Here is a 19,892-nt window from a genome sequence, read left to right on the forward strand (position 1 = left end):
TTTCCCGCTCTCACGACCTCACCAGGCGAACGCCTCCGGCGAAGGCCCCGGCCCCGGGAAGATCTCGTCCAGCTCCGCCAGCAACTCCTCGCTCAGCTCCAGCTCGGCCGCCCGCAGTGCGGACCGCAGCTGGTCGGCGGTGCGGGGGCCGACGATCGGCCCCGTCACGCCGGGGCGGGTGAGCAGCCACGCCAGGGCGACCTCGCCGGGCTCCAGACCGTGCTTGTCCAGCAGGTCCTCGTACGCCTGGATCTTCGCCCGTACGGCCGGGTCGGCGAGGGAGTCGGCGGCCCGCCCGGAGCCGCGCCGCCCGCCCTCGACCTCCTTCTTGAGCACGCCGCCGAGCAGTCCGCCGTGCAGCGGCGACCACGGGATGACACCGAGGCCGTAGTCCTGTGCCGCCGGGACGACCTCCATCTCGGCGCGGCGCTCATAGAGGTTGTACAGGCACTGCTCGCTGACCAGGCCGATCGTCCCGCCCCGCCGGGCGGCGATCTCGTTGGCCTGCGCGATCTTGTACCCGGGGAAGTTGCTGGACCCCACGTACAGGATCTTGCCCTGCTGGACCAGGACGTCGATCGCCTGCCAGATCTCCTCGAACGGCGTGCTGCGGTCGATGTGGTGGAACTGGTAGAGGTCGATGTAGTCGGTCTTCAGCCGCTTGAGCGACGCGTCCACCGCGCGCCGGATGTTCACGGCCGACAGCTTGTCGTGGTTCGGCCACGCCTCGCCGTCCGCGCCCATGTTGCCGTACACCTTGGTGGCGAGGACGACCTTGTCGCGCCGCTCGCCCTTCGCGAACCAGTTGCCGATGATGCTTTCGGTACGGCCTTTGTTCTGGCCCCAGCCGTAGACGTTGGCGGTGTCGCAGAAGTTGATGCCGGCGTCCAGCGCCGCGTCCATGATCGCGTGGCTGTCGGCCTCGTCGGTCTGCGGTCCGAAGTTCATCGTGCCGAGGACCAGTCGGCTGACCTTGAGTCCCGTGCGTCCGAGCTGCGTGTACTTCATGCAGTGCACGCTAGCGACGTGGAGTGCGCTCTAGGCAAGGGCTTCCTGAAGGCGCGTCAGGGTGCCGCGACCGGGGCCGAGGAGTTGTCGTACGACGTGGTGGTACGGCGCACCGGCCGCGTACGTTGATCCAATGGCCCTTCTCGACAAGCTGACCGGCACCAGATACCCCGACAGCGCCACCGCGCCGCTGCCCACCACGGAACTCAGGGCCGCGTTGTTCGCCCTCAACGGTCCGGGCGTGCCCTTCGTCGTGCGGCACGGCACCTCGAAGGAACGCGCCGACCTGGTGGCGGAGTCCAGGATCCCGGAGCTGCGCATGACCATCCGGACGCGGATGAAGCTGGACCCGGCGAAGCGTGAGGTGCGCACCTTCGACGAGCGTTGGGAGGCGTCCTCGCCCGAGGGCGGCCGGCGGTACACGCGGGGGCAGGTGACGGGCGTCTACCGGCAATGGACGTACGAGCGGGGCCCCGACGGCCGCCGCCGACGGGTCGAGACGCTGAGCTTCGACACCAAGCACGTGAAGGACCCGCTGCGAAACACGGTGCTCGCGGCGGGGTGGACCTGGCGCGGGGTGTTCTTCAGGCTCTGAGGGCGTGACGGCGACGTCAGTCGCGGGGGAAGCCGTCGGTCTTGAGCGCGAGGTCGGCGACGGTGCCGGTCAGGTCGACGTCGGTGCCGAAGTCCACGGGAGTCCTGCGCTGGTGGTCGGCGTCCTTGGGCTCGGTGTAGACGTAGCATCGCCCCTGGTACGGGTCGGCGATGAGGTGGACCGGGACTTCGGCGGTCGCATAGGCCCTCTTCTTCGGGCCGTAGGACGGTCATCGTGGCGCTCCTCCCCGGCTGCCCCACGGACCTGTGCAGCCGCGCAGTACGACGATACGTACAGCGTCCGCGGCACGGAGAGGAAGCTCACCTGCGACGGCCTCGCCACCAGGTCGTCCTGTCCCCCCAGAGGTCAGGCGGCCTCGTACGGCTCGCCCACCCCCCAAGCCTGGTGCATCGCCTCCGCGAACGCCTCCGCGATCCGGTGTTCGCCGGTCGCGTTGGGGTGGGTGCCGTCGTAGGTGTCGAGGTGGATGTCGTACGACGGGGGCGGGGAGGCCAGCAGGAGGGGTGAGCGGGGCTCGTCGAGGTCGGCGACCGCCTTGGCGAGGAGCTCGTTGAAGCGGGCGACCTCGGTGGCGAAGGGGGCGTCCGTCTCGGCGCGGACGTTCGGGATCACCGGCAGGACGACGATGCGGACCCGTGGGTTCGCCGAGCGTGCCTCGGTCACGAACGCCCTTGCGTTCTGTGCCGTTTGCTCCGCGTTCGTGTAGAAACCCAGGTCGATCAGGCCCAGCGACACCAGCAGCACATCGGCCCGGCACGAGCGCACCGCCTCGCCGATCAGCGGCACCATGTGCAGCCAGCCCTCGCCCCAGCCGGCCAGATGGGCGCGCGGGAAGGCCGGGTCGGCGTCGGCGTACTCGTACGACGTGGGCGCGTCCGTGGCCTTGTCGTACAGCGTCTCGCGCGGGCCGACGAGGGCGAAGGAGCCGCCGTACGTCTCACGCAGGTGCTGCCACATGCGGTAGCGCCACGTGTGTTCGCCGGCGCTGCCGATGGTCATGGAGTCGCCGACGGGCATGAACCTGAGCATCCGCTCATGATGGACGATCGCTACCCAGGGGTAGGGACCGGTGGCGTGTGAACCCGGACACGCCCCCGCGTGATCGTCCGCCGCCCTCCCCGTCTCCGGAACACCGGGGCGGATGGCAGGCTTGGGGCATGCGCCGACCGCTCGCCATACTCGCCGGGGTCCTGCTCACCGGTGCGCTCACGCTGCCCGCCTCCGCCGCCGACGGCGACGAGGACTTCACGATCAAGGACCCGCGGATCACCGAGTCCAGCGGCCTCGCCGCCTCGCGTCAGCACAAGGGCATCTACTGGACGCACAACGACCAGGACAAGGGCGCCTTCCTGTACGCCGTCGACAGCAGCACCGGTGAGACGGTCGCGACGATCACCCTGACGGGCGTGGGCACCCCGCGTGACGTGGAGGCCGTCTCCATGGGGCCGGACAACCAGCTCTACGTCGGCGACATCGGCGACAACGACGGTGTGGAGTGGCCCTATGTGTGGATCTACCGCCTGCCCGAGCCCAAGACCCTCAAGGATCAGACCGTCCGCGCCACGCAGTACGTCGTGAAGTACTCCGACGGGCCGCGCGACGCCGAGTCGCTCGTCGTCCACCCGAAGACCGGCCGTGTCTACATCATCGACAAGCAGGAGGACGGCGGGCATCTGTACGAGGCCCCGGCCGAGCTCTCCGCCTCGGGCACGAACGTCTTCAAGCCCATCACCCCGGTCGACCTGTGGGCCACGGACGCCGCCTTCTCGCCGGACGGCCGCACGCTCGCCGTACGCGGTTACTTCGGCGGCATCGCGTACGACTGGAACGGCGGCGAACTTAAGCGGCTCGGGCGCATCAGCGTGCCCCTCGGGCAGGGCGAGTCCGCCACCTACTCCGCCGACGGGACCAAGCTCCTGCTCGGCAGCGAGGGCGCCGGCAGCGCCGTGATCGCCAACGACGCCCCCGAGGCCGGCGGGGCGTCCGACTCGTCCTCCGGCAGCGGGAGTTCGGCCTCCTCGGACGGCGACGGCGACGGCGGCACGAGCGGTGACCTCAAGGTCGGCGCGGTCGCGGTCGTGGTCGGCTGTGTCCTGGTCCTCGGTCTGCGGCGGCTGTTGCGGAGGGGATGAGGGATCGACGGGGACGAGGGGTCGAGGGGTGGGGGAGGATGAGGGGGCGAGGGGGGCGTGACGCCGGTTTGGTGAAGCGGGTGCTCGGGTGGGGCTGCGGGGGCGTCCTCGCCGTGGTCATGGGCTTGTGGTGCGTCACCGCGAGCGCCGACCTCGCGTTGGCCGCGGGGATCTACGGCACGCCGGGCACCTACGAGGTGGAGCGCTGCTTCGACACCGACTCCAGCCGCAAGAACTCCGACTACGACTGCCACGGCGACTTCACGCCGGACGCCGGGGGCGCCGGGGACGCCGTCGCCGTTCACCTGGAGAGCACCGGGCACGACTATCCGGACGGCACCCGCTTCGACGCGCGCCAGGGCATCGAGGCGCAGACAATCCAACGGACCGGTATCTGGGGCTTCTTGGGCGAGCTCTGGCAGGTCGCGCTCTGCGTGGTCGTCCTGGCCGTCCTCGCGTACCAGGCGGTCAAGCCGCGCGGGAACGGCGGGCGCCCTGCGGAACGCCGCCGGGAGCCCTCACGGCGCCAGAAGGTGGCCGACCGTTTCGGCTACGCCGTCCTGGTCGCCCTCCCTGTGGGCATCCTGAGCTGGATCGCCATGCTCATGGAGCCGACGCCCTGGAGGTAGTGATCACGAGCGCGTGTCACGGCACCGGCCGCCTTCTCGCCGTCAGTCGGCCGTCGTCTGCGGGTCCGTGCCCGCGCGCCGGGTGACCAGGGCCTCCAGCCCGTCCAGGATCCGCTGCAATCCGAACCCGAAGTGGTCGAAGTCGGAGCCCCAGGTGTTCTCGTCGAGGGAGGCGAGGAGCGGGTAGCGGCCGGAGGCCATGATCTTCTCCAGCATCGGGCTCTGGGCCTGCCAGAACTCCGTGTCCGTCAGGCCCGTGCTGCGCTCCGCCTCCTGAGCGTACAGCTGGGTGCGCGCGGCCCCGACGACATAGGCGTCGACCATGATGATCGCCGAGATCAGCTCGCGGTCGGCCAGGCCCATGGGTTTGATGCGGGCGAGCACTTTCTCCATGCCGTCGAACGCGCTCGGGCCGAGGATCGGGCGGGACTGGTTGACCTGGAGCAGCCAGGGGTGACGCCGGTACAGGTCGAGGGTCGCGTGGCCCATGGCCTCCAGCGCCGAACGCCAGCCGCCGTCGCCGAGGTCGGCCGGGTTCTCGGAGGCGCGCTGGACGCGGTCCAGCATCAGGTCCAGCAGCTCGGCCTTGCCGGGGACGTACCGGTACAGCGACATCGTGCCGGTGCCCAGCTCGGTGGCCACGCGGCGCATGGACACCGACTCCAGGCCCTCGGCGTCCGCGACCCGGACGGCCGCTTCCACGATCTGGTCCAGGGTGAGCGTCGGCTTGGGGCCGCGGCTGGGACGGCGGCCAGTCTCCCAGAGGAGTTCCAGCCTGCGGGCGATGTCGCCGCTCCCGCTGGTCTCCGTGCCCGTGCCGCCGGTGTCCCTGTCGCCCTTGCCCCTCGTCATGCGGTCAGCTTAAGTCCTTCCGGAAAAAACGAGTACACTGTACGCGCAATAGGGTACGGTGTACTCAGTTAAGGAAAGGGGGACCCATGGGGGACGACGGATACGCGGTCCGGGCCGAGGGCCTGGAGAAGCGGTACGGCGACAAGCGTGCGCTCGACGGCTTCGACCTCACGGTCCGCGAAGGCACCGTGCACGGCCTGCTCGGCCCGAACGGCGCCGGTAAGACGACCGCCGTACGCATCCTGTCGACGCTGCTCAAGCTCGACGGCGGCCGGGCGGTCGTGGCCGGGGTCGACGTGGCCCGGCAGCCGCGCGAGGCCCGCGCACGCATCGGCCTCACCGGGCAGTACGCCGCCGTGGACGAGGTGCTCACCGGCCGGCAGAACCTGGAGATGTTCGGCCGGCTGTTCCACCTCGGCGGCAAGCGGGCGAAGCTGCGCGCCACCGAGCTGCTGGAGCAGTTCGACCTGACCGGCGCCGCCGACAAGGGCGTCGGCAAGTACAGCGGCGGCATGCGGCGCCGGCTCGACCTCGCCGCCTCGATGATCCTCGCCCCGGCCGTCCTCTTCCTCGACGAGCCGACCACGGGACTCGACCCGCGCAGTCGCGGCGAAGTCTGGGAATCGGTGCGGGGGTTGGTGGCGGGCGGCACGACCGTACTGCTGACCACCCAGTATCTGGAGGAGGCCGACAAGCTGGCCTCGCGCATCACCGTCATCGACCAGGGCCGGGCCATCGCCGACGACACCCCGGACGGGCTGAAGAACCTCGTCGGCGGCGACCGTGTCGAGGTCGTCGTCGCCGAGCGGTCCGACATCCCGCGGGTCGTGAAGGTCGTCGCCCGGGTCTCGGACGGCGAACCCGAGGCCGACGAGACGGAGTTGCGCGTGCACGCCCCCGTCGTCGACCGGGTCGCCGCCCTGACCGAGGTGGCCCGCACACTCCAGGACGAGGGCGTTCCGGTCGAGGACATCGGACTGCGCAGGCCCAGCCTCGACGACGTGTTCCTGAGCCTGACCGGCCACCGCACCGAGAAGACCGAGAAGGAGGCCGTCGTATGACCGCCGTGGACCTCACCGCCCCGCCCGTGCACGGCCGCCTGTACTGGACCCTCGCCGACGTCTGGAACATGGTCCGCCGCGGCCTGACCCATTACCGGCGCCAACCGGTCAACATCGCCTGGCAGCTGGGCTTCCCGATCCTGTCCGTCCTGCTCTACGGCTATGTCTTCGGCAGCGCCATGAAGGTACCCGGCGGTGGCGACTACAAGGACTTCCTGATGCCGGGCATGTTCGTGATGACGATGGCGTTCGGCTTCATCAACACCGCCACGCTGGTCGTCCACGACTCCACCAAGGGCGTCATCGACCGGTTCCGCTCCATGCCGATGGCCTCGTCCGCGGTGGTCGCCGGGCGCGGGATCACCGATCTGCTCGCCGCCTGCGCCGAGTTGGCGATCATGATGCTGACGGCCTTCGCGATGGGCTGGCGCCCGGACGGCGGGCTCGGTCTGCTGGGCGCCTTCGGACTGCTGCTGTGGCTGCGGTTCGCGCTGATCTGGATCGGCGTGTGGCTGGGCCTGATGGTGCCCAACCCGGAGGCCGCGGGCGGTCTGTTCGCGGTCGCCTTCCCGCTGACGATGATCTCCAGCATCTTCGTCGCGCCCCAGCTGATGCCGGACTGGCTGGGCTGGGTGGCGGCCTGGAACCCCATCTCCTCCACGGCCGCGGCCAGCCGCGAGCTGTTCGGGGTGCCGGGCGGGGTCGTGGCCGGGGACTCCTGGGTCGAGCAGCACGCGCTGCTGATGGCCGGGGTGTGGCCGGTGATCCTCACGGCGATCTTCCTGCCGCTCGCGGTGCGGCGCTTCCAGAAGCTGAGTCGGTGACCGTCGTGGCGCCGTGACCCGTGGGCCGTACGGCTGCGTGACACGCGGTGCACCCGGCGCCTGCCTGCGGACGGGCGGGCGGGCGCCGGGTGAAGGTCCGGTCTGTCCTGCATGGCCCTGTCTGGTCTTGTCTCGTCAATTCCGCACATACAGGCGCCAGTTATGTCCAAGCGTGTCATTCTCAACGGATGGATTATCGGATGTTCGCCGATCCGGACGCCGAGGCGAGCGGCGCGATCCCGGTGCATGTACCCGAGGGAACCTCTCAGGCGCATGCCGCCGCCGTGATCGAGGACGTGCTGCTCAGAGCTCCGGATGCCGAGACGGTGTCGTTGGTGGTCGACGGCCGGGCCGTGGTGCTGACGTCCCGGTCCTTTCTGACCCGCACCTTCGGCGTGTCGGTTCAGGTGAGGGGCACGGGCGAGGGCGACGGCGGCAGCCTGCCCGGTGCGTCGACCCAGTACCTCGCCCTGCACTACCGGTGCCCCGAGCCCGGCTGCCCCGGCGAGGGATTCGGCGCCTTCCACGACGACCGGTTCCGGCCGGCCTGTCCCGGCTGCGGTCATGCGATGGAGCTCGTCGGGTGAGGCCGGGGGACCTGCTGAAACCACCTCAAGAGGTCCTCACCGCACGGTTCTTCGTGGTCGGCTATCTGCCCACGTGCGCAGCCGCCCTGTACCTGCTGGCCCTCATCTGGGCCGGAGCGCCCGGAGCGGGGCTGGACTTCAGCGCCTCCTGGGACACCGCGGCCCAGCTGGGGGCCGGGGAAATCCTCGGCATCCTCCTCGGGATCCTGCTCGTGGCGCTGCTCGCCGCCCCGCTGCAACTCCCCCTGGTCCGTCTTCTGGAGGGCGGCTGGCCGCGCCGGCTGGGCTCCGGACTCGCCCGGCGACGGCAGCTCGTACGGAAGCGGCGGATGTCGGACAGGGCCGTGCTGAACCGCCCCGCGTCCGGCGGCGACCCTGCGCAGGAGGACGTTCAGCGGGCGGGGGCGGCGGCATCGGCGCTGCACCGCTGCTTTCCGGCGCCGGACCATCTCGTACGGCCGACGGCGCTGGGCAATGTGCTCGCGGCCATGGAGGACACCGCGGGACGGGCGTACGGACTCGACGCCGTAGTGGCCTGGCCACGTCTGTACCCGCTGCTCGACGACCGGATGCGAGCCGTCGTCGACGACCGGCGCAACGCACTGGACACCGCGGTCCGGATGGCCGCGACCGGCGCGCTCACGGCCGTGTTCGCCACCGCGCTGCTGTCACGGTCCGGGTGGTGGCTGTGCCTGGCGCTGCTGCCGGCGGCGCTCGCCGTGCTCGCGTACTCCGGAGCGGTGCAGGCCGCCCTCGGTTATGCCGAGACCGTGCACGCGGCCGTCGACCTGCACCGCTTCACACTCCTGACGGCACTGCGTCTGCCGCTGCCCGCCGACCGGGCGGCGGAGCGTGCCGTGAACCGGGCGCTGTGTGACGAGTGGCGTCAGAACGTGCCGTTCTCGCCCACCTACCAGCACCCATCCGACGGGGAGCAGGGGACATGACCGGTGAAGCCGAGGGTCCGCTGGACCGCTTGAAGGACCGTACCGACCGCTATCGGCAGCAGGGGGACCCCCGGACGGTCCTGGATCCGCAGGCGCTGGAGGAGGCCGACGCCGTGCTGCGGGCGTATCGGACGGACGACGGCGGGCCGGGCACGTCGGTCGCGCTGGACCCGTACGCCGCCTACGTCCTGGGGCTCTTCCACTGGTGCCGTCATCTGGCGCTGCCCGAACGGGACCAGGGGCCCGACCTCCGGCAGGCCCTGGCCCTGTTCGCGCCGTTCGCCGAGGCCGCCCCGGAGGTCGTACCGCCGGAGGCCCTGGACCTGCTCGGGGCGTCCGCCGAGACCCCGGACACCTTGCTGAACGAAGTCCGCAGGCGAGTCGACCTCTACCGCAACCACGGCGACCCGTCAGGGCTGGTGGACGATCGAGGTCCGTCCCTGGTACGGCGCCTGGTGATGACCGTCGCGGACACCGACGGGATTCCCTACCCGGTCGCCCATGCCATGGCCCTCTTCCACTGGTACCGCCATCTCGCCGTCCACGACGAGGAGGACCACGCGGCCGACCTCGACGAAGCCGTCCGGCTCTTCCGGTGGATCGAGACGGTCGACGCGGACCAGCTGCCCGACGAACTCTGGCCGCTCACCGCAGCGGAGCCGGTGGTGGCACGGCGGGCCCACCGGGCCATGGCCGCACTGTCCTGGGCCTGCGACCTGCCGAGCGTCGACGAGGCGATCACGTTGCTGGCCCGCGCGGCCGACGCACTGCCACCGGACCACGTCAGCCGTGGCGTGCTGATGGCCAAACAGGGCGTCGCCCATCAGCGGCGTTTCGTTCACACCGGGGACCTCTCCGACCTCACCGGTGCCGTCGAGGCGGGTCGCCGAGCACTGGACGCCCTGCCTGCGGACCACCGCGACCGCCCCCGCTATCTGTCCAACGCGGCGGGCGCCCATCTCAACCGCTGGCAGATGGAACCGGACCCCGACCCGGCCGACCTCGAGGCGGCGGTGGCCCTGGGCGAGGAAGCCGTACGGTGCCTGCCGCCCGCGTATGTCTTCCGCGGGGCGGTCACGGCCAACCTGGCCGGTGCTCTGATGGCCCGCTTCGAGCGCGCCGAGCATCCCGAGCCCGCCGACCTCGAGAGGGCGATCGCGCTCGGACGGGAGGGGCTGACCGATCCGGGGTACAGCGCCGAACGCCACTCCGTCCTGCACAATCTCGCCCGGATGCTGCGCGTTCGATTCGAGAGGCAGGGTGAGCGCGGCGACCTGGAGGAGTCCCTGCGCTACGCCGACGAGGCGGTCGCCCGGTGCGCGCAGCGGGACCCGGGTCAGCTCGCCGAGTTCCTGGCGGAGTCGGCGTGGATCCGGTACCTGACCTACGAGGCCGGTCAGGACCTCGCGGACCTCGACGCGGCACTCGACGCCCTGAGGGAGGCGAGTGCGGGGACCCGGCGGAGTCACCCGAGGTATCCCGACCGGGTGGTCAAGCTGTGGGTCCTCACCTCGGAGCGCTATCGCCGCACCAAGACCGAGGAGGACATGGCCGCGGCGATCGAGGCCGGCCGGGGCGCGGTGTCCCTGGCCGAGGGATCCGGCACCGGCAGGGCGGACCTCAGCGGGGCGACGCTGCGGCGCTCCCTCGCCCTGCTGCTGTCCATCCGCTTCGACCGCACCTCGGACCTCGACGCGCTGAACGAGGCGATCACGCTGCTCCGGGCCGCTGTCGCCGAGGAGCCCGAGGCCGAGTTCCTGATGAACCTCAGCACCGATCTGCGCAGCAGGGCCCGCGTCGAAGGCGCACCCGGCGACTGGAAGGAGGCCGTCGAGCTCGGGCGCGCGGCCCTCGAAGCGGCCCCCGACGGGCATCCGGAACACCATGAGGTGCTCTCCCAGCTCTGCGCGACGCTGCGAGAGCGCTACGAGGCGCTCGGGGCACCGGCCGACCTCGAGGAGGCCGTCGGTCTCGGCCGGGCCGCGGTGGCGGCGACGGACCCGTCGCAGCCCGCTCCAGGGCCGTACGGTCGGGCGCTGTCCCATCTGGCGGGTGCCTTGGTGCAGCGGTTCATGAGCTCGGGGGACCGGGCGGACCTCGACGACGCGGTGGCCCAGGCGCGGCTCGCGGTGGAACGGTCCGACCAGGACAGGGACGAGTACGCGGCGGCGATGATGATCCTCGCCGGTGCCGTGGGCACGAGGTACGAGCGACGCGGCGCCGCCGCCGACCTCGACGAGACCATCGAATTCGCGCAGCGGTCCGCCGACCTGACCGAGCCGGGCTCGCCATGGCGCGGCGGACGCCTGAACAACCTGTCGATCGCGCTGCGCGCCCGGCACCGGCGCACGTTCGACGACGAGGACCTGGAGCGGGCCATCGCGACCGCCCGGGAGGCGGTCGACGCGACCCCGGTGGGGCACTCCCAGCGCGGCGGCTACCTGAACTCCCTCGCCTACGCCCTGCATCAACGGCACCTGCACGACGGCCGGCGGGCGGACGCGGACCAGGCGGTGGAGTCCTCCCTGGCCGCGGTCGAAGCGACCGGGCCCAAGGACCCCAGGCGGGCCTCCTACCTGAACAACCTCGGTGTCCACCTCGTCGCCAGGGCCGACGAAGCAGCCGGCGAGGCAGCCGACGACACCGCGGCGCAGGACCTGTCCAGGGCGGTCGGCCACTATGAGCAAGGTCTGGAACTCGCCGCGGACGACAGCCAGGACCGGTTCCATCTGCTGGTCAACCTGGGCAACGCGCACCGGCGCCGGTACGAGTGGACTGGGCGGCGCGCCGAAGCCCTCGAGGCCATCGACAGCTGGCGTCAGGTGGCCGGTCATCCCGCGGCACCGGCCTGGCCCAGGCTGGCCTCCGCCCGGCAGTGGGGCCAGATCGCGGCCGGCCTGGGCGACCAGCACGAGTCGGCGCTGAGCGGCTACGCCACCGCCGTGGCCCAGCTGCCGCTGCTCGCCTGGCACGGGCTCGGCCGCGGCGACCGGGAGCAACTGCTGACCCAGGCCCGTGGACTGGCCGCGGACGCGGCTGCCGCGGCGATCGCCGCCGACCGGCCGGACCTCGCCCTCGAACTGCTGGAACAGGGACGCGGAGTGATCTGGTCGCAGATCCTCGACGTCCGGTCCGATCTCGCCGAGCTGCACGCGACCGCGCCTGACCTCGCGAGGGAACTGGACACGGTCCGCCTGGAACTGGACCGCCCGGCGGAGTCGCTGCTCGGGGAGTCCGTGCCGGTCCCGGCGGACCACAGGATGCGGCTGGCGGAACGCTGGGACACCTTGGTCGAGCAGGTCCGGTCCCTGCCCGACTTCGAGACGTTCCTGAAGCCGTTGTCCGCGTCGGCACTGTGCGCGGCCCTCGGGGACGGTCCTGTCGTGGTGGTCAACGTCAGCGGCCTGCGCTGTGACGCGCTGCTGGTCGCGGCGGGCTCGGTGCGGAGCGTGCCGCTGACCGGACTCAGCGGCGCCGAGGCGGGGGAGCGGGCCAACGCCTATCTGGCGGCCCTCATCGCATTCGCCGGCGGGCGGCGCGGCCTCGCGGAGCAGGTCGGCCTGGAGCAGGCGGTGGACGAGCTGTTGCGCTGGCTGTGGGACACGGTCGCCGCTCCCGTACTCGACGCACTCGACGCACACGGCCCGCTCGGCGGGACACCCGAGGCCCTGCCCCGGGTGTGGTGGTACCCCACCGGACCGCTGACCCTGCTGCCGCTGCACGCCGCGGGACACCACCAGGAGAACGCCGGACGCACCGTACTCGACCGGGTCGTGTCGTCGTACGCTCCGACGCTCAAGGTGCTGAGCGGCAGCCGGACGAGACCGGAACCCCAGACCGGGCCGGCACCCCGGACCGGGCCGGGCACCCCGGACGACGCCGCGCGCCTGCTTCTCGTCACCTTGGCGGCCACCCCCGGCCTGCCGAACCTGCCCAACGTCCAGGCCGAGAGCACCGCCCTCACCGCGCTGTTACCCGGACGGTGCACCGAGCTCACGGGCCCGCGGGCGACCTGCCGGGCCGTCGGGGACGCGTTGCCGGAGCATGCCTGGGTGCACTTCAGCTGCCATGGCGGCCAGAACCTCAGGGATCCCTCCCAAGGGGGTGTGCACCTCCACGACGGCATGCTGACGGTGGAGGAACTCACCTCCGTCCGGCACGGCCGCGGTGAACTGGCCTTCCTGTCCGCCTGCCAGACCGCGCTGGGCGGCTTGGACAACCTCGACGAGGCCATCACCCTCACCTCCGCGCTCCAGCACGCCGGATGGCGGCATGTGGTGGGCACCTTGTGGTCGGTGGGGGACGCGGCAGCGGCGATGATCAGCACCGCCACCTACCGGCAGCTCGTGCGCGACGGCCGGGTCGACGCGGACGACATCGCCCGGGTGCTCCACCGGGTGACCCTGGCCATGCGGGACGAGCTGCCCCAACGCCCGTCCGTCTGGGCGCCGTTCGTCCATGTCGGACCATGAGGAGCGGACGCGCTGCACGGCAAAGGGCGCCCGGGTGTTCGCCGGGCGCCCTTCGGGATCGTGGTCGAAGCCGCTTCGCCGCTTACAGCTTCTCGATCACGTAGTCGACGCACTTCGTCAGCGCCTCGATGTCCGCCGGGTCGATCGCCGGGAACATCGCGACCCGCAGCTGGTTGCGGCCGAGCTTGCGGTAGGGCTCGGTGTCGACGATGCCGTTGGCGCGCAGGACCTTGGCGACGGCGGCGGCGTCGACCTCGTCCGTGAAGTCGATCGTGCCGATGACCGCGGAGCGCTTGGCCGGGTCGGTGACGAACGGGTTGGCGTACTTGATGTCCTCGGCCCACCCGTACAGGGTGCGGGCGGAGGTGGCCGTGCGGCGGACCGCCCAGTCCAGGCCACCCTGGCCGTTGATCCACTCCAGCTGCTGGTTGAGCAGGAAGAGGGTGGACAGGGCCGGGGTGTTGTACGTCTGGTTCTTGCGGGAGTTGTCGATCGCCGTGGGAAGGCTGAAGAACTCCGGGATGTGGCGGCCGGACGCGTGGACGCGCTCGGCGCGCTCGATCGCCGCCGGGGAGAAGACGCCGATCCACAGGCCGCCGTCGGAGGCGAAGGACTTCTGCGGGGCGAAGTAGTAGACGTCCGTCTCGGAGACGTCGACCGGCAGACCGCCGGCGCCGGAGGTGGCGTCGACCAGGACCAGCGCGCCCTCGTCGGCACCGGCCACGCGCTTGATCGGCATGGCGACGCCGGTGGAGGTCTCGTTGTGCGTGAAGGCGTAGACGTCGACGCCCGCCGCGGCCTCCGGCTCGGGGTGGGTGCCGGGGTCGGAGGCGATGACGTCCGGCTCGGCGAGCCAGGGGGCGAGCTTGGCGGCCTTGGCGAACTTGGAACTGAACTCACCGAACGTGAGGTGCTGCGACTTGTTCTCGATCAGGCCGTGCGTCGCGATGTCCCAGAACGCCGTCGAGCCGCCGTTGCCGAGGACGACCTCATAGCCGTCGGGCAGCTGGAACAGCTCGCGGATGCCCTCGCGCACCTGGCCGACCAGGTTCTTGACGGGGGCCTGGCGGTGGGAGGTGCCGAGCAGGGAGGTTCCGGTCGCGGCCAGCGCGTCCAGCGCTTCCGTCCGCACCTTGGAGGGGCCCGCGCCGAAACGTCCGTCGGCGGGCTTGATGTCAGCGGGAATCTGGATCTCAGCCACGGTGGGAGCGTAGCCGTTTCGGGAAACCTGGGTGAAACCTCGTCCGTCGGGTGAGACAGGGCTGTCGTGCCCGTGAGCTGCGGGCCGCCACCCCCGGACCTCCGCTTCGGCCCCGAACGGGCCTTGTCCTCAAACCCCGGACGGGCTGATTGAGTGGACGTATGTCGGAACTTGAGGCGGAGCTGCGCAGGGTCGTCCGGGGCGAGGTCGGGTTCGATGTCACCTCCCGGGCGTTGACGACCATGGACGCGTCCAACTACCGACGCGTCCCGTTGGGTGTGGTCGCACCACATGACGCCGACGACGTCGCCGCCGTGCTGGAGGTGTGCCGGGACCACATGGTGCCGGTCGTGGCACGGGGCGGGGGGACCTCGATCGCGGGACAGGCCACTGGTACCGGCGTCGTCCTGGACTTCACCCGGCACATGAACAGGCTCGTGTCGCTGGACCCGGAGGCCCGCACCGCCGTCGTCCAGCCCGGTCTCGTCCTCGACCGGCTCCAGGAGGCCGCCGCCCCGCACGGGCTCCGCTTCGGACCCGATCCCTCCACCCACAGCCGGTGCACGCTCGGCGGCATGATCGGCAACAACTCCTGCGGCTCGCACTCGGTGGCGTGGGGGACGACCGCGGACAGCGTGCGGGAGCTGGACGTGGTGACCGCGCGCGGGCGCAGGCTGCGGCTGGGGCAGGGGTGGGCCGGCGCCCCGGACGGGCTGCGCGGGCTGGTGGAAGGGGAGCTGTCCCGGCTGCGGACCGCGTTCCCCGAGCTGCCCCGCCGCATCTCCGGATACGCCCTCGACGCCCTGCTGCCCGAGAAGGGTGCCGATGTCGCCCGGTCCTTCTGCGGCAGCGAGGGCACCCTCGGGATTCTCACGGAGGCGGTCGTACGGCTGGTGGAGCCGCCACGCGCGCGTGCCCTCGCCGTGCTGGCCTACGCCGACGAGAGCGCCGCCGCGCAGGCCGCCGCCGGGCTGCTGCCGTACGCGCCGCTGACCGTGGAGGGCATGGCGCAGGACCTGGTGCCGCCGGCGGCCTCGGCCGCGCTGCCCAGGGGCGGGGCCTGGCTGTTCGTGGAGACGGGCGGGGAAACGGACGGGGAGGCACGCGCGCGTGCGGAAGCGATCGTGCGGGCCGCCGACGTTCTGGACGCGCAGGTCGTGACCGACCCGGCCGGGCAGCGCGCCCTGTGGCGCATCCGGGAGGACGCCAGCGGCACGGCGACCCGGATGCCGGACGGCACCGAGGCCTGGCCCGGGTGGGAGGACTGTGCGGTTCCGCCCGAGCGGCTCGGGGCCTATCTGCGGGACTTCCGCGCGCTGCTGAGCGCGCACGGGCTGCGCGGGACGCCGTACGGGCACTTCGGCGACGGCTGCATTCACGTCCGGATCGACTTCGACCTGCTGACGGAGGCGGGTGTCGGCCGTTTCCGGCGCTTCTCGGAGGAGCTCGCCGAGGTCGTCGTGGCGCACGGCGGCTCGCTCTCCGGGGAGCACGGCGACGGGCAGGCACGCGCCGAGCTGCTGCCGAAGATGTACGACGCCGAGACGGTCGCCCTCTTCGAGCGGGCCAAGGGCGTCTGGGACCCCGACGACCTGCTCAACCCGGGGATGCTGGTACGCCCGGCCCCGCTCGACTCCAACCTCCGTTTCTCCGTGCTGCCCCGCGAGCCGGTGGACGTGGCCTTCGGCTACCCGGCCGACGGCGGCGACTTCTCGGCGGCCGTACGGAGATGCGTCGGGGTCGCCAAGTGCCGTACGACGTCGGGGACCGGCTCCGCCGTGATGTGCCCGTCCTTCCGGGTCACCGGGCAGGAGGAGCACTCCACGCGCGGGCGTGCCCGGATGCTGCACGAGATGCTCGCCGGGGAACTGGTGACCGACGGGTGGCGCTCGACCGAAGTGCGCGACGCGCTGGATCTGTGCCTGGCCTGCAAGGGGTGCCGTTCGGACTGTCCGGTCGAGGTCGACATGGCCACCTACAAGGCGGAGTTCTTGCACCACCACTACGAGGGCCGGCGCCGCCCCGCCGCGCACCACAGCATGGGACGGCTCCCGCGGTGGCTTCGCCTGGTGGCGCGTACGCGTACGGCGGCACTGGTGAACGCCCTGGCCGCGATCCGGCCGTTGGCGGCGGCGAAACGGCTCGGAGGGATCGCGCCGGAGCGGGAGATTCCGCGGCTGGCCACGCGGACGTTCAGCCGGTGGTGGGAACGGCGGGGGGCGTCGGCGGGGGACGGTGCGCTGGTCATCCTGTGGCCGGACACCTTCACCGAGCACCTGTCGCCGTCCGTGGGGCAGGCGGCCGTACGGGTCCTGGAGGCGGCCGGGCTGCGGGTGGCGCTGCCGCCCACGGTGCCGCTGCGCAGGCCGCGGGAGGGCGAAGGGGTGACGGTGGCGCTGGATCCGGCATCCCTGCTGCGGGGGCGGGGCCGCGTCTGCTGCGGGCTGACGTACGTCTCGACAGGGCAGCTCGACCGTGCACGCGCGGTGCTGCGGCGCACCCTCGACCTGATGGAACCGGTGCTGGAGACCACCGCCCCGGTCGTCGTGCTGGAGCCGAGCTGTGCGGCGGCGCTCCGCTGCGACCTGCCGGAACTGCTGCACGACGATCCGCGGGCCCGGCGCCTGGCCGACCGTGTCCTGACCTTCGCGGAGACGCTGGAGCGCCTGGCGCCCGACTGGACGCCGCCCCGCGTGGACCGGCCGGCGGTCGGGCAGACCCACTGCCATCAGCACGCGGTCCTGGGCGACGCGGCCGATCGCAGGCTGCGCGAGGCCGCGGGGCTGTCCGGGGAACTGAGTGGCGGCTGCTGCGGCCTCGCGGGCAACTTCGGCTTCGAGAAGGGGCACTTCGGGGTGTCGGTGGCGTGCGCGGAGGAACAGTTGCTGCCGGCGGTGCGGGGAGCGGGGGAGGAGGCCGTGGTGCTCGCGGACGGGTTCTCCTGCCGGACCCAGCTGGCGCAGGTGGGGGACGTCCGGGGGTGGCATCTCGCGGAGGTGCTGGCGCGGGCGTTGGCGGAGGGGGCGGAAGGGGCGGAGGGCGCGGTAGGGGCGGAGGGGGCGGAGAGTGCGGATGGGGCGAGGGATACGAACGGGGCGGGATAGGGGCGAGGCCCCGGAGCGCGGGTGGGGTGAGCCCAGGGTGAGCATCCGGATCGCCGGGCGGGATGAGCCAGGGTGAGCACCCGGATGGCCGGGCGGGACGAGCCAGGGTGAGCAGCCGGATCGCCGGGCTGGTGTCGGACCGCCTCTCACCGCCTGGGATCTATAGCCTGGTGGGCGCATTTGCCCCGTTTCGAAGGAGCCTCGCATGCCCCTCGGCCTCCGGCCCCTCACCCGCGACGAGCACCTCGCCTTCGTCGCCTCGCGCCCGGCCGCCAGCCACACACAGGTGCCCTCCTGGGGTGAGGTGAAGCCGGACTGGCGGGCGGAGAGTCTCGGGTGGTTCGACGAGGAGGGGCGGCTGGTCGGGGCGGGGCTGGTGCTGCTGCGCCCGTTGCCGAGGCTGAAGAAGTACCTGGCCTATCTCCCGGAGGGCCCGCTCATCGACTGGCACGCCCCCGATCTCTGCGAACGCTGGCTGGAACCGATGCTCGCCCACCTCAAGCGGCAGGGGGCCTTCTCGGTCAAGATCGGCCCGCCCGTCGTCGTACGCCGCTGGAGCCCCGAGGCGGTGAAGGAGGCGATCGCCGACCCGGCCGCGCGCCGCCTGCGTGACGCCGAGCCCACGTCGTGCGACACCCGCGCCCTCGACATCGCCGACCGGCTGCGGCAGGCCGGCTGGCGGCAGACCGAGCCGGGCGGCGAGGAGGGCTTCGCGGCCGGACAGCCACGGTACGTCTGCCAGGTTCCCTTCGCCGGGCGGTCGTTGGACGACATCCAGCGCGGCCTCAACCAGCAGTGGCGGCGCAACATCAAGAAGGCCGACAAGGCGGGCGTGAAGGTCGTGCGCGGCGGCTACGACGATCTGCCCGTCTTCCACGCCCTGTACGCGGAGACCGCCGAGCGCGACCGCTTCATCCCGCGCCCCCTGCCCTACTTCCAGCGCATGTGGACCGCGCTCACGGCCGAACACCCCGACCGCATGCGGCTGTATCTCGCCCACCACGACGGCGACGTCCTGGCCGCGGCCACCATGCTGACCGTCGGTGATCACGTCTGGTACTCCTACGGCGCCTCCACCAGCAGAAAGCGGGAGGTACAGCCGAACAACGCCATGCAGTGGCGCATGATGACCGACGCCCACGCGCTCGGCGCCTCCGTCTACGACTTCCGCGGCATCACCGACACCCTGGAGGAGTCCAACCATCTGCTGGGCCTGCTGCGCTTCAAGGTGGGAGCCGGCGGTGAGGCCATCGAGTACCTGGGGGAGTGGGACTTCCCGCTCAACCGGCTGCTGCACAAGGCGTTGGACCTGTACATGACCCGCAGGTGAACCGCGGGCCGGGGCGGTGGCCTCGCGCATCCCGCCTGTCCACATGTCCATACTCCGGGACAGTGGCATTCGGGGTTCACACTCCTGACGAGGTCTACTACCCTGGACTCGGCAGTACAGCACGATGAACACCCCCCGAGTCGAGCCCCTGGAACGCCCGTGAGCACCCCTGACGCCGCCGCCGTGACCTCATCGACCCCCACCCGGGCGGCCGTCTCCGAGTCGACGACAGGTGGTCCGCGTCGCTGGAACTCCCTCGGCCCCGTGGGCCTGGTGCTCGCCGGTGGGATCTCGGTGCAGTTCGGCGGCGCCCTGGCGGTGAGCCTGATGCCGAGGGCCGGGGCGCTCGGCGTGGTGGCGCTGCGGCTGGTGGTGGCGGCGGTCGTCCTGCTGGTGGTCTGCCGGCCCCGGCTGCGCGGCCACTCCCGCACCGACTGGGGCACGGTGATCGTCTTCGGTGTCACCATGGCCGCGATGAACGGCCTCTTCTACCAGTCGGTCGCCCGCATCCCGCTGGGCGCCGCGGTCACCCTGGAGGTCCTCGGGCCCCTCGCCCTGTCCGTCCTGACCTCACGCCGCGCGATCAACATCGTCTGGGCCGGGCTCGCCCTGGGCGGCGTGTTCCTCCTCAGCGGTGGGGGCTTCGACAGCCTCGACCCCATAGGTGTGGCTTTTGCCCTGGCGGCCGGTGCCATGTGGGCGGCCTACATCATCTTCAGCGCCCGCACGGGCCGACGCTTCCCCCAGGCCGACGGTCTCGCCCTGGCGATGGCGGTGGCGGCCGTCCTGTTCGTGCCGCTGGGCGTCGCCGAGTCGGGTACGAAGCTCCTCGACCCGGTGACCCTCGGCCTCGGCGCGGCCGTGGCGATCCTCTCCTCCGTCCTCCCCTACACCCTCGAACTCCTCGCCCTGCGCCGCCTTCCCGCGGCCACCTTCGCGATCCTGATGAGCCTGGAACCGGCGGTCGCCGCGACAGCCGGCTTCCTCGTCCTCGACCAGGCCCTCTCCACCGTCCAGGCCCTGGCGATCGCCCTGGTCATCGCGGCGAGCATGGGCGCGGTCCGGACGCAGGTGGGGCGGGGCAGGGCGAGGGCCTCGAAGCGCGACAAGGGCTAGTCCCGGGGCGAGG

16 protein-coding genes and 1 pseudogene are annotated in these 19,892 nt (G+C 71.8%); 12 read left to right on the forward strand and 5 right to left on the reverse strand.

All coding sequences use genetic code 11. The annotated features are described in order from the left end of the window. Nucleotides 1-18: 18 nt before the first annotated feature. On the reverse strand, nt 19-1,008 hold the full coding sequence (locus tag ACHBTE_RS19320; RefSeq protein ID WP_394725181.1) for an aldo/keto reductase: 990 nt from the start codon (nt 1,006-1,008) through the stop codon (nt 19-21). Between the two features lie 3 nt (nt 1,009-1,011). Here ACHBTE_RS19320 and ACHBTE_RS19325 point away from each other — a divergent pair, with 3 nt between their 5' ends. Further along, nucleotides 1,012-1,137, forward strand: coding sequence for a hypothetical protein (locus ACHBTE_RS19325; RefSeq protein ID WP_394725182.1), 126 nt, complete (start codon nt 1,012-1,014; stop codon nt 1,135-1,137). A gap of 4 nt (nt 1,138-1,141) precedes the next feature. Further along, nucleotides 1,142-1,603, forward strand: coding sequence for a hypothetical protein (locus tag ACHBTE_RS19330; RefSeq protein WP_394725183.1), 462 nt, complete (start codon nt 1,142-1,144; stop codon nt 1,601-1,603). A gap of 16 nt (nt 1,604-1,619) precedes the next feature. On the opposite strand, the pseudogene ACHBTE_RS19335 reads toward ACHBTE_RS19330, so the two are convergent. After that, nucleotides 1,620-1,826 (reverse strand): annotated as a pseudogene (locus tag ACHBTE_RS19335) (Uma2 family endonuclease); the annotation flags it as partial. A 143-nt stretch (nt 1,827-1,969) separates the two neighbouring features. Next, nucleotides 1,970-2,653, reverse strand: a complete 684-nt coding sequence (locus ACHBTE_RS19340; protein ID WP_394725184.1) for an SGNH/GDSL hydrolase family protein — start codon at nt 2,651-2,653, stop codon at nt 1,970-1,972. A 128-nt stretch (nt 2,654-2,781) separates the two neighbouring features. Between ACHBTE_RS19340 and ACHBTE_RS19345 the strand changes: the two genes are divergently transcribed. Together ACHBTE_RS19345 and ACHBTE_RS19350 are read left to right on the forward strand one after the other, a co-directional pair. After that, nucleotides 2,782-3,756 carry a WD40 repeat domain-containing protein gene (locus ACHBTE_RS19345; RefSeq protein ID WP_394725185.1) on the forward strand — a complete coding sequence of 325 codons (975 nt, stop codon included), beginning with the start codon at nt 2,782-2,784 and terminating at the stop codon, nt 3,754-3,756. Between the two features lie 71 nt (nt 3,757-3,827). After that, nucleotides 3,828-4,385 (forward strand): hypothetical protein, encoded by a 558-nt coding sequence (locus ACHBTE_RS19350; RefSeq protein WP_394725186.1) that lies wholly within the window; start codon nt 3,828-3,830, stop codon nt 4,383-4,385. A gap of 42 nt (nt 4,386-4,427) precedes the next feature. Here the strand turns inward: ACHBTE_RS19350 and ACHBTE_RS19355 are convergent, their stop codons facing one another. Beyond that, the gene (locus ACHBTE_RS19355; RefSeq protein WP_394725187.1) at nt 4,428-5,237 is read right to left on the reverse strand and encodes a TetR/AcrR family transcriptional regulator; all 810 of its coding nucleotides are present in this window, start codon (nt 5,235-5,237) and stop codon (nt 4,428-4,430) included. An 86-nt stretch (nt 5,238-5,323) separates the two neighbouring features. On the opposite strand from ACHBTE_RS19355, the gene ACHBTE_RS19360 reads away from it, so the two are divergent. From ACHBTE_RS19360 to ACHBTE_RS19380, 5 genes are all read left to right on the forward strand, one after another. After that, on the forward strand, nt 5,324-6,298 hold the full coding sequence (locus ACHBTE_RS19360; RefSeq protein WP_394725188.1) for an ATP-binding cassette domain-containing protein: 975 nt from the start codon (nt 5,324-5,326) through the stop codon (nt 6,296-6,298). Beyond that, the gene (locus tag ACHBTE_RS19365; RefSeq protein ID WP_394725189.1) at nt 6,295-7,122 is read left to right on the forward strand and encodes an ABC transporter permease; all 828 of its coding nucleotides are present in this window, start codon (nt 6,295-6,297) and stop codon (nt 7,120-7,122) included. Before ACHBTE_RS19360 ends, ACHBTE_RS19365 begins: the two co-directional genes overlap by 4 nt. Before the next feature lie 188 nt (nt 7,123-7,310). Continuing rightward, the gene (locus tag ACHBTE_RS19370) at nt 7,311-7,709 is read left to right on the forward strand and encodes a hypothetical protein (protein ID WP_394725190.1); all 399 of its coding nucleotides are present in this window, start codon (nt 7,311-7,313) and stop codon (nt 7,707-7,709) included. After that, nucleotides 7,706-8,656 carry a hypothetical protein gene (locus tag ACHBTE_RS19375; RefSeq protein WP_394725191.1) on the forward strand — a complete coding sequence of 317 codons (951 nt, stop codon included), beginning with the start codon at nt 7,706-7,708 and terminating at the stop codon, nt 8,654-8,656. Before ACHBTE_RS19370 ends, ACHBTE_RS19375 begins: the two co-directional genes overlap by 4 nt. Then, the gene (locus tag ACHBTE_RS19380; protein WP_394725192.1) at nt 8,653-13,128 is read left to right on the forward strand and encodes a CHAT domain-containing protein; all 4,476 of its coding nucleotides are present in this window, start codon (nt 8,653-8,655) and stop codon (nt 13,126-13,128) included. The genes ACHBTE_RS19375 and ACHBTE_RS19380 overlap by 4 nt, the downstream gene beginning before the upstream one ends. Before the next feature lie 82 nt (nt 13,129-13,210). Here the strand turns inward: ACHBTE_RS19380 and serC are convergent, their stop codons facing one another. Beyond that, nucleotides 13,211-14,329, reverse strand: coding sequence for a phosphoserine transaminase (gene serC, locus ACHBTE_RS19385; RefSeq protein WP_394725194.1), 1,119 nt, complete (start codon nt 14,327-14,329; stop codon nt 13,211-13,213). Nucleotides 14,330-14,490: 161 nt separating this feature from the next. On the opposite strand from serC, the gene ACHBTE_RS19390 reads away from it, so the two are divergent. From ACHBTE_RS19390 to ACHBTE_RS19400, 3 genes are all read left to right on the forward strand, one after another. Continuing rightward, nucleotides 14,491-17,433 carry an FAD-binding and (Fe-S)-binding domain-containing protein gene (locus ACHBTE_RS19390; RefSeq protein WP_394725195.1) on the forward strand — a complete coding sequence of 981 codons (2,943 nt, stop codon included), beginning with the start codon at nt 14,491-14,493 and terminating at the stop codon, nt 17,431-17,433. Nucleotides 17,434-17,638: 205 nt separating this feature from the next. Then, complete coding sequence (locus ACHBTE_RS19395; protein WP_394725196.1) at nt 17,639-18,763, forward strand: lipid II:glycine glycyltransferase FemX; 1,125 nt, start codon at nt 17,639-17,641, stop codon at nt 18,761-18,763. A gap of 159 nt (nt 18,764-18,922) precedes the next feature. Next, nucleotides 18,923-19,879, forward strand: a complete 957-nt coding sequence (locus ACHBTE_RS19400; RefSeq protein ID WP_394725197.1) for an EamA family transporter — start codon at nt 18,923-18,925, stop codon at nt 19,877-19,879. The last annotated feature ends 13 nt before the right edge of the window (nt 19,880-19,892 follow it).

This window comes from Streptomyces sp. M41 (genome assembly GCF_043673425.1).
Taxonomy (GTDB): domain Bacteria; phylum Actinomycetota; class Actinomycetes; order Streptomycetales; family Streptomycetaceae; genus Streptomyces.

What these genes read in the sequence shown, in the direction of transcription:
- ACHBTE_RS19360 (WP_394725188.1), top strand. Translation starts at nt 5,324, where the DNA reads ATGGGGGACGACGGATACGCGGTCCGGGCCGAGGGCCTGGAGAAGCGG.
- ACHBTE_RS19390 (WP_394725195.1), top strand. Translation starts at nt 14,491, where the DNA reads ATGTCGGAACTTGAGGCGGAGCTGCGCAGGGTCGTCCGGGGCGAGGTC.
- ACHBTE_RS19380 (WP_394725192.1), top strand. Translation starts at nt 8,653, where the DNA reads ATGACCGGTGAAGCCGAGGGTCCGCTGGACCGCTTGAAGGACCGTACC.
- ACHBTE_RS19365 (WP_394725189.1), top strand. Translation starts at nt 6,295, where the DNA reads ATGACCGCCGTGGACCTCACCGCCCCGCCCGTGCACGGCCGCCTGTAC.
- ACHBTE_RS19395 (WP_394725196.1), top strand. Translation starts at nt 17,639, where the DNA reads ATGCCCCTCGGCCTCCGGCCCCTCACCCGCGACGAGCACCTCGCCTTC.
- ACHBTE_RS19330 (WP_394725183.1), top strand. Translation starts at nt 1,142, where the DNA reads ATGGCCCTTCTCGACAAGCTGACCGGCACCAGATACCCCGACAGCGCC.
- ACHBTE_RS19370 (WP_394725190.1), top strand. Translation starts at nt 7,311, where the DNA reads ATGGATTATCGGATGTTCGCCGATCCGGACGCCGAGGCGAGCGGCGCG.
- ACHBTE_RS19340 (WP_394725184.1), bottom strand. Translation starts at nt 2,653, where the DNA reads ATGCTCAGGTTCATGCCCGTCGGCGACTCCATGACCATCGGCAGCGCC.
- ACHBTE_RS19355 (WP_394725187.1), bottom strand. Translation starts at nt 5,237, where the DNA reads ATGACGAGGGGCAAGGGCGACAGGGACACCGGCGGCACGGGCACGGAG.
- ACHBTE_RS19345 (WP_394725185.1), top strand. Translation starts at nt 2,782, where the DNA reads ATGCGCCGACCGCTCGCCATACTCGCCGGGGTCCTGCTCACCGGTGCG.
- ACHBTE_RS19320 (WP_394725181.1), bottom strand. Translation starts at nt 1,008, where the DNA reads ATGAAGTACACGCAGCTCGGACGCACGGGACTCAAGGTCAGCCGACTG.